Source organism: Novosphingobium resinovorum, assembly GCF_001742225.1.
In the GTDB taxonomy this organism is placed as follows: Bacteria; Pseudomonadota; Alphaproteobacteria; order Sphingomonadales; family Sphingomonadaceae; genus Novosphingobium; species Novosphingobium resinovorum_A.
On the sequence record NZ_CP017075.1, the window covers coordinates 3,765,167 to 3,778,345 of the forward strand.

13 protein-coding genes are annotated in these 13,179 nt (G+C 66.3%); 11 read left to right on the forward strand and 2 right to left on the reverse strand.

Annotated elements, in window-relative coordinates; all coding sequences use genetic code 11:
* Positions 1–16 precede the first annotated feature (16 nt).
* The 3 genes from infB to BES08_RS17690 all read left to right on the forward strand — a co-directional run bounded on the left by infB (position 17) and on the right by BES08_RS17690 (position 3,820).
* On the forward strand, positions 17–2,779 hold the full coding sequence (gene infB, locus BES08_RS17685) for a translation initiation factor IF-2 (RefSeq protein ID WP_069709078.1): 2,763 nt from the start codon (positions 17–19) through the stop codon (positions 2,777–2,779).
* 93 nt (positions 2,780–2,872) lie between these two features.
* Positions 2,873–3,034 carry a hypothetical protein gene (locus tag BES08_RS33000; RefSeq protein ID WP_156799901.1) on the forward strand — a complete coding sequence of 54 codons (162 nt, stop codon included), beginning with the start codon at positions 2,873–2,875 and terminating at the stop codon, positions 3,032–3,034.
* A gap of 249 nt (positions 3,035–3,283) precedes the next feature.
* A complete protein-coding gene (locus BES08_RS17690; protein ID WP_069709331.1) occupies positions 3,284–3,820 on the forward strand; it encodes a DUF1697 domain-containing protein in 537 nt (178 codons plus the stop codon).
* 50 nt (positions 3,821–3,870) lie between these two features.
* On the opposite strand, the gene BES08_RS17695 is transcribed toward BES08_RS17690, so the two are convergent.
* Complete coding sequence (locus BES08_RS17695) at positions 3,871–4,218, reverse strand: RcnB family protein (protein WP_008830675.1); 348 nt, start codon at positions 4,216–4,218, stop codon at positions 3,871–3,873.
* 110 nt (positions 4,219–4,328) lie between these two features.
* On the opposite strand from BES08_RS17695, the gene rbfA reads away from it, so the two are divergent.
* Both rbfA and BES08_RS17705 read left to right on the forward strand, forming a co-directional pair.
* The gene (gene rbfA / locus BES08_RS17700; protein WP_008830674.1) at positions 4,329–4,721 is read left to right on the forward strand and encodes a 30S ribosome-binding factor RbfA; all 393 of its coding nucleotides are present in this window, start codon (positions 4,329–4,331) and stop codon (positions 4,719–4,721) included.
* Positions 4,722–4,817: 96 nt separating this feature from the next.
* Positions 4,818–5,546, forward strand: a complete 729-nt coding sequence (locus tag BES08_RS17705; RefSeq protein WP_069709079.1) for an alpha/beta fold hydrolase — start codon at positions 4,818–4,820, stop codon at positions 5,544–5,546.
* 12 nt (positions 5,547–5,558) lie between these two features.
* On the opposite strand, the gene BES08_RS17710 is transcribed toward BES08_RS17705, so the two are convergent.
* Positions 5,559–7,142 (reverse strand): DUF1963 domain-containing protein, encoded by a 1,584-nt coding sequence (locus BES08_RS17710; RefSeq protein ID WP_069709080.1) that lies wholly within the window; start codon positions 7,140–7,142, stop codon positions 5,559–5,561.
* Between the two features lie 139 nt (positions 7,143–7,281).
* On the opposite strand from BES08_RS17710, the gene BES08_RS17715 reads away from it, so the two are divergent.
* From BES08_RS17715 to BES08_RS17740, 6 genes are all read left to right on the forward strand, one after another.
* Positions 7,282–7,872 (forward strand): thymidine kinase, encoded by a 591-nt coding sequence (locus BES08_RS17715; protein ID WP_069709081.1) that lies wholly within the window; start codon positions 7,282–7,284, stop codon positions 7,870–7,872.
* Between the two features lie 261 nt (positions 7,873–8,133).
* Positions 8,134–8,649, forward strand: coding sequence for a DUF2239 family protein (locus tag BES08_RS17720; RefSeq protein WP_069709082.1), 516 nt, complete (start codon positions 8,134–8,136; stop codon positions 8,647–8,649).
* The gene (gene truB / locus BES08_RS17725) at positions 8,649–9,554 is read left to right on the forward strand and encodes a tRNA pseudouridine(55) synthase TruB (RefSeq protein ID WP_069709332.1); all 906 of its coding nucleotides are present in this window, start codon (positions 8,649–8,651) and stop codon (positions 9,552–9,554) included. Before BES08_RS17720 ends, truB begins: the two co-directional genes overlap by 1 nt.
* 5 nt (positions 9,555–9,559) lie before the next feature.
* The gene (gene rpsO / locus BES08_RS17730; protein ID WP_008993704.1) at positions 9,560–9,829 is read left to right on the forward strand and encodes a 30S ribosomal protein S15; all 270 of its coding nucleotides are present in this window, start codon (positions 9,560–9,562) and stop codon (positions 9,827–9,829) included.
* Between the two features lie 332 nt (positions 9,830–10,161).
* Positions 10,162–12,465, forward strand: coding sequence for a polyribonucleotide nucleotidyltransferase (pnp, locus tag BES08_RS17735; protein WP_069709083.1), 2,304 nt, complete (start codon positions 10,162–10,164; stop codon positions 12,463–12,465).
* 222 nt (positions 12,466–12,687) lie between these two features.
* On the forward strand, positions 12,688–13,176 hold the full coding sequence (locus tag BES08_RS17740; protein ID WP_231958085.1) for a TlpA family protein disulfide reductase: 489 nt from the start codon (positions 12,688–12,690) through the stop codon (positions 13,174–13,176).
* The last annotated feature ends 3 nt before the right edge of the window (positions 13,177–13,179 follow it).

Sequence of the window (13,179 nt, forward strand, 5' to 3'; positions counted from 1 at the left end):
GGCGAAGACGAGAAATATGAGCGAGACCGACAACAAACCGACCCTGGGCCGCAAGCCGCTTGGGCTTAAGCGCTCAGTGGAAGCGGGTGAGGTCAAGCAGACCTTCAGCCACGGCCGCACCAACAAGGTGGTGGTCGAGGTGAAGCGCCGCAAGCTGATGCCGGGCGGCAAGCCCGAAGGCGAAGCGACTCCGGCGCCCGCCGCTGCTCCGGCACCTGCCCCGCAGGCTGCAGCACCGCGTCCTGCGGCTCCGCCCCCGCCGCCCGTCCGTCGCCCAGCGCCCTCGAACGAAACGCCGCAGGAGCGCGTCGCCCGCATGCAGCGCGAGGCTGAGGAAGCCCGCATGCAGATGCTCGAGGAGGCGACCCGCCGCGAGCAGGAACAGCGCCAGCGCGCGATCGACGAAGAGAAGCAGCGCGTCGAAGCCAATCGCCGCGCCGAAGAGGAAGCGGCTGCCGCAGCCGCCGCACCGGCCGAGCCCGTCAAGGCGCCCGAGCCTGTCGCTGCGCCCGAACCCGCACCAGCGCCCATCGCAGCCGAGACCCCGGCCGTCGTCGAAGCTCCGGCTGCTGCCGAGGCTCCCGCACCGGTGGCGCAAGCGCCTGCGCAGGCTCCTGTCGCCAAGGCCGCTGCACCTGCCCCGGCTCCCGCGCCGGTCGCAACTCCGGCTCCGGCCGCGCGTCGCTTCACCCCGGTGCAGCGCCCCGAGCCGCGCCGTGCCGAACCGACCGCGCCTGCGGCCTCGACCTCGGGCGGTGGCAATACCGCTGGTGGCACTGCCGCGCGCGCGCCGCTCGGCGCCAAGAAGGGCCCGGCAACCCCGGCCCGTCCGGCGGCAAACTCGCAGAACGACCGCAATGCCAAGGGCGGCGATCGTCGCCAGGCCGGCAAGCTGACCGTCAACCGTGCGCTCAACGACGACGAGGGCGCCCGTGCCCGTTCGCTCGCCGCGCTCAAGCGCGCGCGTGAGAAGGAGCGTCGTTCCAGCTACAGCGGCCGTTCGCAGCCGCGCGAGAAGCAGGTTCGCGACGTCATCGTGCCTGAGGCGATCACCGTCGCCGAACTGGCGAACCGCATGGCCGAAAAGGCGGCGGACCTCGTCAAGTCGATGTTCAAGATGGGCATGATGGTCACCGTCAACCAGACGATCGACCAGGATACGGCGGAGCTGCTGGTCGAGGAATTCGGCCACAACGTCCAGCGCGTGTCGGAAAGCGACATCGATATCGACCACACCGTGGACGTCGATCCGGAGGACACGCTGAAGGCGCGTCCGCCGGTCGTCACGATCATGGGCCACGTCGACCACGGCAAGACCTCGCTGCTCGACGCCCTGCGCGGCACCGACGTCGTGCGCGGCGAGGCGGGCGGCATCACCCAGCACATGGGCGCCTACCAGATCAAGACCAAGGGCGGCGACTTCGTCACCTTCCTCGACACCCCGGGCCACGCCGCCTTCACGCAGATGCGTATGCGCGGTGCCAACGTCACGGACATCGTGGTGCTGGTGGTCGCGGCCGACGACGGCATCATGCCGCAGACGGTCGAGGCCATCAATCACACCAAGGCCGCCGGCGTGCCGATGATCGTCGCGATCAACAAGTGCGACAAGCCCGAAGCCAACCCGCAGAAGGTGCGTGAGCGTCTGCTCGAACACTCGATCGTGGTCGAGGAAATGTCGGGTGACGTGCAGGACGTCGAAGTCTCGGCCAAGACCGGCAAGGGTCTGGACGAGCTGATCGAGAAGATCCTGCTCCAGGCCGAACTGATGGAACTGAAGGCCAACCCGGACCGCATGGCCGAAGCCACCGTGATCGAAGCCAAGCTCGACAAGGGCAAGGGGCCGCTCGCGACGGTGCTGGTCAACCGTGGTACGCTCAAGGTCGGCGACATCCTCGTCGTCGGCACCGAGAGCGGCCGCGTGCGCGCCATGCTCGACGACAAGGGGCGCCAGCTCAAGGTCGCTCCGCCCGCGATGCCGGTGGAAGTCCTCGGTATCGGCGGCGTGCCGATGGCCGGTGACATGCTCACCGTGGTCGAGAGCGAAAGCCGCGCGCGCGAGGTTTCGGCCTGGCGTCAGGAGCAGGCGACCGCCAAGCGCACCGCGATGGCGCCCGCCAGCCTCGACACGATGTTCTCGGCCCTGGCCGACAAGCAAAAGGTCATCGAGTACCCGGTGGTCATCAAGGCGGACGTGCAGGGTTCGGTCGAGGCGATCAACGCCGCTCTCCACGCCCTCTCGAACGACGAGATCAAGGTTCGCATCCTGAACTCGGGCGTCGGCGCGATCACCGAGACCGACGTGTCGCTGGCGGCTGCCAGCGGTGCGCCGATCGTTGGCTTCAACGTCCGTCCGAACGCCAAGGCGCGCGAACTGGTCGAGCGTACCAAGACGCCGATGATGTACTACGACGTCATCTACGAGTTGACCGCAGAGGTCGCGAAGCAGATGGCGGGCATCTGGGGGCCGGAGCGCATCGAAACCGTCGTCGGCCGCGCCGAGGTCAAGCAGGTCTTCCCGGCCGGCAAGCGCGACAAGGCAGCGGGTCTGCTGGTGGTCGAGGGCTACATCCGCAAGGGTCTCAGCGCGCGCCTCACCCGCAACGACGTCATCGTTTCGGCGACGACGATCTCCTCGCTGCGCCGCTTCAAGGACGACGTCGACGAAGTGCGCGCGGGTCTGGAATGCGGCGTTGTGCTGGCCGATACGAACGACATCAAGGCGGGCGACCACCTCGAAGTCTTCGAAGTCAGCCACCGCGAGCGTACCGTCGGCTAAGGCTCGATCTTACATCAACGCTGATGGACGCGGCCATCGTCGGGGAGACCCGGCGGTGGCCGCTTTCGTTTGCCGGGATTTAATCGGGAGCGGATGCGCATCGCGCCTATACCTCGCTGGTCGCAACTGGCGGCGGAAAGGCAGGTGATGCGGATGGATTTGCAGACGACGGTAACACTGGTTCTGGGCGTAGCGACATTGATCGTCGCGCTCGTGACCCTGACGATCAAGCTGATCGAACTGGGGCGTAAATAACCGGTGAGGAGGTCGGCGCTGCAACGCCGGCCTCCGATATGCCCAGCCTCCAAAATGGAAAGAGCCCGGACGCTGCAACGTCCGGGCTCGGCAGGCTGAATGGACATTCAAACCACGGTAACGGCCGTAAATTACATCGCTCCACGCCCCCTTGCAAGGGCGCGCCTTCCGGGCCTTGCGGAACTTTAACCGGGCGCATCAATCGTGGTAGGCGAGGTCGGCCTTCATCAATCTTCGGAAACATTCAAGATGACCCGCTACTGCGCCTTCTTCGCCTCGATCAACGTGGGCGGTAACCGCCTGACCATGGCGGACTTGCGCTATGCCTTCGAGCGCGAGGAGTTCGAGAACGTCGAAACCGTCGTCACCAGCGGCAACGTCCTGTTCGATTTCGACGAGCGGCCTACCGACGGGCTGGAAGACCTGTTCGCGCACATGATGCTCGACCGCTTCGACATGAGCACCTTCGCCGCCGTGCGCAACGCCGGGGAAGTACGCTCGGCGGTGGAGGACAATCCGTTCACCGGAATCGGACAGGACCATTACGTCCACACGCTGTTCCTGGAACGCGATGCCGATCAGTCGGCATTCGACAAGCTGGTGGCCAACCATGCCGGGCGCGGGCCGGAGAAGATCGCGATGGGGCCGCGCTGCCTCTACATCGATTATGTGGACGGCGCGGGCCATTCCAAGCTCACCAATGCCTTCATTGAGCGGCGTCTCGGCTGCCGGGGCACCGCGCGCAACGTGCGCTCGCTCGCGCGGATCGCCGCGAAGATGGCATGAAAAAGGGCGGGCCGCGCGAACGGCCCGCCCTCTGATCCCGCCAGTCGGCCTTAGCGGAACTGGCCCGCCAGCACCGAGGCGACGATACCGCTGGTGATGCCCACGAGCAGCATGTCGTTGCCCGAGCGCACGTAGTGGTAGCCGCGCGGCGGCGCCTTTACGTTGCGGTACTTGCGATAGTCGACGACCTGATAGTTGCGCGCATAGCGGCGATCGAACTTCTGGCCCTTGCGGAAGGACTTGTAGGTCGTCTTTTGCGTCACGACGGTCTTGTGTGGGCCGCGATCGTCGCGATTTCCACGATCGTCGTGGTGGGCGGGCTGCGCCATGGCAGGCGCTGCGGCGATGCCGGGGACCAGCAGCGCGGCGCTGAGCAGGGCGGCGGTGAACTTTTTCATGGTGCGACTCCTTTGACGGCACGTTTCATCCGGGATAACGCCAAGAGCCGGGTAAGGAGGCGTAACAGTTTGTTGCAAATTGTCGCGCCCGGCCCACATGGACGCATCAAATGGCAAAAAACCAGACAACTCCCGAACAGCACTCCGTCCGCCTCCTCAAGGTGGGTGAGCAGGTGCGCCACGTCATTTCCGAGATTCTCGCCCGCCAGCAGGTCCACGACGACACGCTGAGCGCGCATACGGTCTCCGTCACCGAAGTGCGCATGACACCCGATCTGCGGCAGGCCGCCGTCTTCGTGAAGCCCTTGCTGGGCGAGCACGAGGAGGAAGTGCTCAAGGCGCTGCGGACCAACACCGCCTATTTCCAGCGCGAGGTCGCCCAGCGGCTCAAGCTGAAGTTCGCGGCCAAGATCCAGTTCCGCTCCGACCAGACGTTCGACGAGGCGAGCCGCATCGACGCGCTGCTTAACGACCCGCGCGTGAAGCGCGACCTCGAGGGCTGACCGTCCGCACCGCTGGGACGATCACCCGGCGCTGCCTCTTCCTCCGCTCGCCCGGCCCGCTACCCTGATCGCAATTCGATGATCGGGAGAGCGGGTATGCGCGACATGGTGTTCCTCCATGGCGGCGGACAGGGCGGCTGGGTCTGGGAGGAGACGATCGCGGCGGTCGGGCGTCAGTCCGGCGGGGCAGCGCGCTGCCTTGCGCTGGATGCACCCGGTTGCGGCGCGAAGCGCGGCGTGGATACCGCCGCCTATGCCTTCGCCGACACGACGCGCGAACTGATCGGCGACATCCTCGCCTCCGGGCTGCGCGAGGTCATGCTGGTGGGCCATTCACAGGCAGGCATGACGATCCCGCACATGGCTGAACTTGCGCCCGGCGGCCTCATCGGCAAGCTGGCCTACGTCACCTGTTCGGCGCCCCTGCCGGGCCTGACGACGCTCGATCAGATGGGGCGCGGGCCGCGCGGGTCGAGTGTCGAGGAAGTCGGCTATCCATCCGGGTCCGAAGCCGAGCGCTACGCAACCATGTTCTGCAACGACATGGAGGAGGGCGAGGCGGCAGCCTTCCTTGGAAAGCTCGGCCACGACGGATGGCCCGCGAGCGCCTATACCTACAGCGAATGGCGCTACGACCACTTGCGCGCGATCCCAGCCTGCTACGTCGTCGCCTTGCGCGACATGGCCTTGCCGGCTTCGTGGCAGGAGCGCTTCGCCGACCGGCTTCATGCGCGCCGACTGCACCGCATCGATGCCGGGCATCAGGTCATGAATACCCGTCCCGAAGCGCTCGCCGAAGTGCTGCTGGCCGAGGCGCGGTCCTGACCGGCCGGCCTGTCAGTCCGTCTCGAACGCCAGCGTCGCTGCCTGCCAGTCTCTGGTAAGCAGGGCCTGGGCGCCGATGCGGAAACGCCAGGCGCCGGTTTCCTCCCATGCCCACTCCATCAGGTCGTCGTAGCCGAGTTGCAGCAGCAGGACTTCGCTGCCGTCGGTTTCGGCGTCGAGCATCCGGTGGTGATGGACGGGCGGCATGCGGTATTCGCGGTTGATCCGTGAGAGCACGGCGTCCGGCACGGCGGCGAGGGTTTCGGGTGGGCCGGACACCATCGTGCGCAGCGAGATCGTCGCGAGGTCGGCAAGCGTGCCGGGCAGGTGCGCCTGCACCACTTCGCCGTACCTCTCGTGCAGCTCGGCGAGGATGTCGCCGACCACCGCAAGTTCCTCGGCCGTCAGGCGCTTCATCGGCTCGCGCCCGGCGATGAACTGGTCGAGCGCGGCGACCATAGCGGGCAGCGCGGCGCATTGGTCCTGAAGCAGCGCGTATTCGCCCTCGATCTGCTCGGCGATCTCCTGCGCATCTTCCAATGCGTAGGGGATCGCGGCCGCATCGGTGCGCAGGCGGGCGATTTCCGCGTTCTGGCGCGCCATCTCGTCACGGCGGCGCGAAAGCAGGCGCGGCGCCTCGTCGAGCGCCTCGTGCAGGCGGTCGGACAAATGGATCACCGCATGCCACCACAGGGCCTCGACCGGAGCGCCGACGCCCGCCGCGTAGAAGGTATGATCACGCAAGGCCGCGCCGAGGCGGACGGCGAGCGCCGCGTCGCTCTGCGGGCCGGTCGGGTCGAGCGCCACCGGGCTCACCGGCCAGAACGGGAAGAACCAGCGGGTCAGGCGGGTGTGGCGGGTGGGGAAGGGCAGCCCTCCCTCGTCATAGGCGGGCGGCAGGTCGGTGGGCGGGTCTGTGAAGTCGTGGATGCCCTCCGGCACGGCGACGACTGCACCCGCGCCGAGGAAGAACGCCAGCGATCCACTGCGCGGCAGCGGCATGTCCGGGCGGGCGGCGGCGAGTTCGGACAAGTCGATCTGCGCCGCGAAGGGCAGCGGCGTCCCCGCTTCGTCGCGCGGCCATTCGGCATTGCCGAGGCGCGGCAGGCCGCCGAGCCAACTGGCATCGCCGAACCAGTCGCGCCGCCGCTCCCGCTGCTTGCGCACGAGCACGACGGGGGCAGACGCCACCGTCGGCTGCGGGGGGAGGGCGGGGGCTTCCGGCTCGTCCGCGGGCTCTTCGGTGGCAGGCTCCTCGAACGGGAGGGCGTCTTCTTCGGGGCTCTCTTCGTCAACCGGTTCCGGTTCGGCGGTGAGCTTGCGGCGGCGGCGGCCGAATTGCTGCGGTGCGACTTGCGGTTGATACGTCAGTCGTTCCGCGGGTTTGCCGCGCACCGCGAGCGCGGCCAGCACGGCAAGGCCGATCCCGGCCATCAGCAGCGCGAAGACGGCCGCATTGCGCCCCTGCATGCCGATCACGCGCTCGGCGAGCGGATCGAGCGAGGCATACTGCCCGCCCAGCGGCGCGAGCGCCAGCCAGGCAGCAAGGAGCGCGGGCAGCGCAAAGGCCGCCAGCGCGGCGATCAGTTTCTTCATGCGCCCGGCTTCTTCATGACCACGGCCTCATCCGGCACTCCCTTGGACTTCGATCTTGATTGTTAAGGGCAATTGACCCGGGGAGAAGCCCGGGAAAGACCGTGCGCCGCATTCGGGGCGGTGTTATCCCCAGCAACCGATGGCCAAGCTCTATTTCTACTACGCCAGCATGAACGCGGGCAAATCGACGACGCTGTTGCAGGCGGCCTTCAACTACCGTGAGCGGGGTATGAAGACGATGCTGTGGACCGCCGCGATAGACGATCGCAGCGCCGGAATGGGCGCCGATCACGCGATCGAAAGCCGCATCGGCCTCCACGCCTCGGCGCACCGGTTCGGCCCGTTGACCGACTTGTGCGAACAAGTGCGCGCCGCCCACGCGGTGGAGCCGCTGTCCTGCGTGCTGGTGGACGAAGCGCAGTTCCTCACCGCTGCGCAGGCGTGGCAATGCGCGGACATCGCCGACAAGGTGGGCATTCCGGTCCTCTGCTATGGCCTGCGCACCGATTTTCGCGGCGATCTGTTCCCCGGAGCGGCGATCCTGCTGGGGATCGCGGATTCGCTCATCGAGCTCAAGGCGGTGTGCCACTGTGGGCGCAAGGCGTCGATGAACTTGCGCGTGGATGACGGCGGTCGGGCCGTCAGCGAGGGCGCGCAGACCGAGATCGGCGGCAACGACCGCTACGTGGCGCTGTGTCGCCGCCATTTCAGTGAGGCGCTGCGGCGGTAGGGCTATTCGGACTGCCCATTGCGGACATTGCCTGATCCTCCCTGTCGCGCAGCGATGAGGAGGGGGGGCGCCGACGCAGTCGGTGGTGGAGGGGGCAAACCCCTCCGTCAGCCCTGCGGGCTGCCACCTCCCCATTCCTTCGGAACAGGGAGGATAGCACGGCCGCTTCCCGTCAAAAGCGTGTCCAGATCAATTTTAATCCGGGTATATTGACAATTTCATCCGGGTTAATGTAGCGGCGCTGTCCGAAAGGAAGTGCCCATGGCCGTCACCGTATTCTACAAGGACGACGTGATCGCGCGCGGACAGCCGGGGGATTTCACCCAGGCCCTGAGGGATTTTGCGCGCGATCTCGGTCCGCTCGCCCGCAGCAGCGATCTGCTCGCCTTCGACGACGATACCGGGCGGCAGGTCGATCTCGACCTGACCGAACCCGCCGCACCGCGTCCGCGCGGGCGGCCCTCGCTGGGCGTGGAGGCGCGCGAGGTCACGCTGTTGCCGCGCCATTGGGAATGGCTGGCCGCGCAGCCCGGCGGCGCCTCGGTCACTCTACGTAAGTTAGTGGAGGCGGCGATGCGGGCCGGGCGCAGCGAGCGCGAGTGTCTCGATGCCGCCTGCCGCTTCCTCACCGTCATGGCGGGCGACCGTCCGGGCTACGAAGAGGCGATCCGCGCGCTCTATTCGGGGGATCGGGAGAATTTCGATGCCCTGTGCGTGCTGTGGCCGACCCCCATCGCGGATCACGCGCGGTTGCTCGCATGGCCGAAGGAAGCATGATGCCGCACGGATGGATCATTCTCGACAAGCCGCTGGGCCTCGGTTCGACGCAAGCCGTGGCGGCGGTGAAGCGCAATTTGCGCGAGGCCGGGTACGGCAAGAAGGTGAAGGTGGGCCACGGCGGCACGCTTGACCCGCTGGCGACGGGGATTCTCCCGGTGGCGCTGGGCGAGGCGACCAAGCTGGCGGGCCGGATGCTCGATGCCACCAAGGCTTATGAGTTCACCGTGAAGTTCGGCGAGGAAACCGACACGCTCGACCTCGAAGGCGCGGTGATCGCGACCAGCGACGTGCGCCCCTCGCGCGATGAGGTGGAGGCGGTGCTGCCGCGCTTCACCGGGCCGATCGAGCAGGTGCCGCCTGCCTACTCGGCGCTCAAGGTCGATGGCGAGCGGGCCTACGATCTGGCGCGCGCCGGGGTGGATGTGCAGCTCAAGACGCGCAGCGTGACCGTGTTCGACCTGCAACTGCTGAATTTCGATTCCGAAGCGGGCGCGACACTGCTGGCCACGGTTTCCAAGGGCACGTATATCCGCAGCCTCGCGCGGGACATTGCGCAGGCGCTGGGAAGTTGTGGCACGGTCACGATGCTGCGCCGGACCAGGGCCGGTCCGTTCGACCTGTCCCACGCGATTTCGCTGGACAAATTGAACGAATTCGGTAAGGGCGCGCCTCTTGAGCAGATACTCTTGCCGCTGGAGGCGGGGCTGGACGACATCCCGGCCCTGAACCTCGACCCGGAGCAGGCAAGGGCGGTCCGTCAGGGCCGCGTTCTCACCGGAATGCCCCATGAAGACGGGCTCTACTGCGCGTACGAGGGCACCGTCCCCGTCGCTTTGGTACAGCTTACGGACCGCGAGGTCCGCGTCGTTCGGGGGTTCAATCTATCCGATGTCGCGGAGTAAATGAAATGTCGGTTACCGCTGAAAAGAAGCAGGACATCATCACGGACAACGCTCGCGTCGCTGGCGACACGGGCAGCCCGGAAGTCCAGGTTGCGATCCTCACCGAGCGCATCAAGAACCTGACCGAGCACTTCAAGGCTCACCACAAGGATAACCACTCGCGTCGCGGTCTGCTGGCCATGGTCAACAAGCGCCGCTCGCTGCTGGACTATCTGAAGAAGAAGGATGTGGCGCGTTACAACTCGCTCATCCAGAAGCTCGGTCTGCGTAAGTAAGAACCGAGACGACGGCCCGCCTCGGCGGGCCGTTTTGCATTTGTCATATACGATGTGGTATGTGCCAGCCGCCCGTCATCCCGGCGAAAGCTGGGACCGCTGGCCGGGCCACACGAACTGTCGGCAGGGCGCTTCTACGAAAGGGCGCGTCTAAAGACAGCCACCGGTCCCAGCCTTCGCTGGGATGACGGGGGAACGAAATAACCGGGCATCCTCGCAATTCGGCGCAGGCAGCCCAGGGGCGACGAAAAAGCCCCGCACCGGACCGGGACGGTATCCCCGGCAGTAAGCCCCGCATGGCAATAGGGCCGCGCGGGTCAAGGAAATCGAAAATGTTCGACGTAAAGACCGTAAGCATGGAGTGGGGCGGCAAGACCCTCACCCTCGAAACCGGCCGCATCGCCCGTCAGGCTGACGGCGCCGTCCTCGCAACCTACGGCGAGACCGTGGTGCTCTGCGCGGTGACCGCCGCGAAGTCGGTGAAGGAAGGCCAGGACTTCTTCCCGCTGACCGTCCACTACCAGGAAAAGTATTCGGCCGCGGGCCGCATCCCCGGTGGCTTCTTCAAGCGTGAGCGCGGCGCGACCGAAAAGGAAACGCTGACCAGCCGCCTGATCGACCGTCCGGTCCGCCCGCTGTTCCCCGAAGGTTTCTACAACGAAATCAACGTCATCGCCCAGGTCCTGAGCTATGACGGCGAGACCGAGGCCGACATCGTCGCGATGATCGCCGCTTCGGCCGCGCTGACCATCTCGGGCGTGCCCTTCATGGGCCCGATCGGCGCCGCGCGCGTCGGCTTCGTCGACGGCGAGTACACGCTGAACCCGAAGCAGACCGCTGCTCTCACCGACGGCCGCCTCGATCTCGTCGTCGCCGCCACCGGCGACGCCGTGATGATGGTGGAATCGGAAGCCAAGGAGCTGACCGAGGAAGAGATGCTAGGTGCCGTCGTGTTCGCGCATGACGAGATCAAGAAGGTCGTCAACCTCATCATCGACCTGGCGGAAAAGGCCGCCAAGGAGCCTTGGGACATCGACCTGTCGGACAACACTGCCGACATCAAGGCGAAGCTCAAGAAGGCCGTCGGCAAGGACGTCACCGCAGCCTACAAGCTGACCGACAAGTCGGCCCGCTCCAACGCCCTCAACGCCGCGCGCGCCAAGGCCAAGGAAGCGTTCGCGGGCGAAACCCCGCAGCTCCAGATGGTCGCGATCAAGACCATGAAGAAGCTGGAAGCCGACATCGTTCGCGGCGCCATCCTCAAGGACGGCAAGCGCATCGACGGCCGTACGCTGGAGCAGGTTCGTCCGATCGAGGCGATCGTCGGCTTCCTGCCGCGCACCCACGGTTCGGCGCTGTTCACCCGCGGTGAAACGCAGTCGATCTGCACCACCACGCTGGGCACCAAGGACGCCGAGCAGATGATCGACGGCCTCGAGGGCCTGTCGTACTCGTCGTTCATGCTGCACTACAACTTCCCGCCCTACTCGGTCGGTGAAGTGGGCCGCTTCGGCGCCCCGGGCCGCCGCGAAGTCGGTCACGGCAAGCTGGCATGGCGCGCGCTGCACCCGGTGCTGCCCGCCAAGGAAGACTTCCCCTACACGATCCGCGTTCTCTCGGACATCACCGAGTCGAACGGTTCGTCCTCGATGGCCACCGTCTGCGGCGGTTCGCTGTCGATGATGGACGCCGGCGTGCCGCTCGTTCGCCCGGTTTCGGGCATCGCCATGGGCCTGATCCTGGAAGGCAAGGACTTCGCCGTCCTGTCCGACATCCTGGGTGACGAAGATCACCTCGGCGACATGGACTTCAAGGTCGCGGGCACCGAAGTCGGCATCACCACGATGCAGATGGACATCAAGATCGCGGGCATCACGCGCGAGATCATGGCCAAGGCTCTGGAGCAGGCCAAGGCCGGCCGCGCCCACATCCTGGGCGAGATGACCAAGGCTCTCGGCTCGTCGCGCACCGAACTGTCGGCGCACGCACCGCGCATCGAGACGATCCAGATCGACAAGTCGAAGATCCGTGACGTCATCGGCACCGGCGGCAAGGTCATCCGCGAGATCGTCGCCGAGACCGGCGCCAAGGTCGACATCGACGACGAAGGCGTGATCAAGATCTCGTCCTCGGACATCGCGCAGATCGAGGCCGCCAAGAAGTGGATCCTCGGCATCGTCGAGGAAGCGGAAGTCGGCAAGGTCTATCAGGGCAAGGTCGTCAACATCGTCGACTTCGGCGCCTTCGTGAACTTCATGGGCGGCAAGGACGGCCTCGTCCACGTCTCCGAAATGAAGAACGAGCGCGTGGAAAAGCCCACCGACGTCGTCAAGGAAGGCCAGGAGGTCTACGTCAAGGTCCTCGAGATCGACCAGCGCGGCAAGGTTCGCCTGTCGATGCGCGTTGTCGATCAGGAAACCGGCGCCGAGCTGGAAGACACCCGCCCGCCCCGCGAACCGCGTGAAGGCGGCGACCGTGGCCCGCGTGGTGGCGGCGATCGCGGCGGTGACCGTCGTGGCCCGCGCCGTGACGGCGGTGGTCGCGGTGGCGATCGCGGTCCCCGTGGTCCGCGCCGCGATGGTGGTGGCGAGGGCGGCAACCCGAACCACATGCCGGCTTTCCTCAAGGAGGACTGATCGGCAGCCGATCAGCGGCCTCAAGGAAGACTGATCGGCACGATCCGCAAGGAAACAGGGAAGGGGTCGCGCGAAAGCGCGGCCCTTTTTCATTTGCGCGGATGTGGGAGGAAGCCGTTGCCCGAACGCCTTGATCGTGTCTTGACGACGGGATAGCCCTAGGCCGGTGAGGGCTTTCGGGGGACGTGAAGAGTGACAAGACGGGTTCACACTGCATTAGTGGTGGCTGCTGCGACGATTCTTGCCTGGAGTGGGGCGGTGGGGCCGTCTCAAGCGAAAACGCAGCCGGTAATTGGCGAAATGGCGCCCGAGTTCGAGCTCACGCTGGTCGGCGGGGACAAGGTTCGCTTGTCGGAACTCCGCGGGCAGGTGGTCGTCCTCAACTTCTGGGCAACCTGGTGCGGTCCATGCCGGACCGAACTTCCGACGCTCGACAACTATTATGCGGCGCAGCAAGGACATGGCCTGAAGATCTTTGCGATTACCACCGAAGGCTCGCTTCCCATCTATCGTCTGAGAAACCTGTTTGCGGCCATGCACATGCCTGCAGCCCGCTCCATCAAGGGGGACTACGGTGCGTTGGGCGGCGTGCCTACCAACTTCGTCATCGATCGTGCGGGCAAGCTGCGATACGCCAAGGCGGGCGCGCTTGACCTTGATACGCTGAACCGGGTTCTGGTGCCGCTGCTGCGGGAGCCGACGCCGAAGTGACGA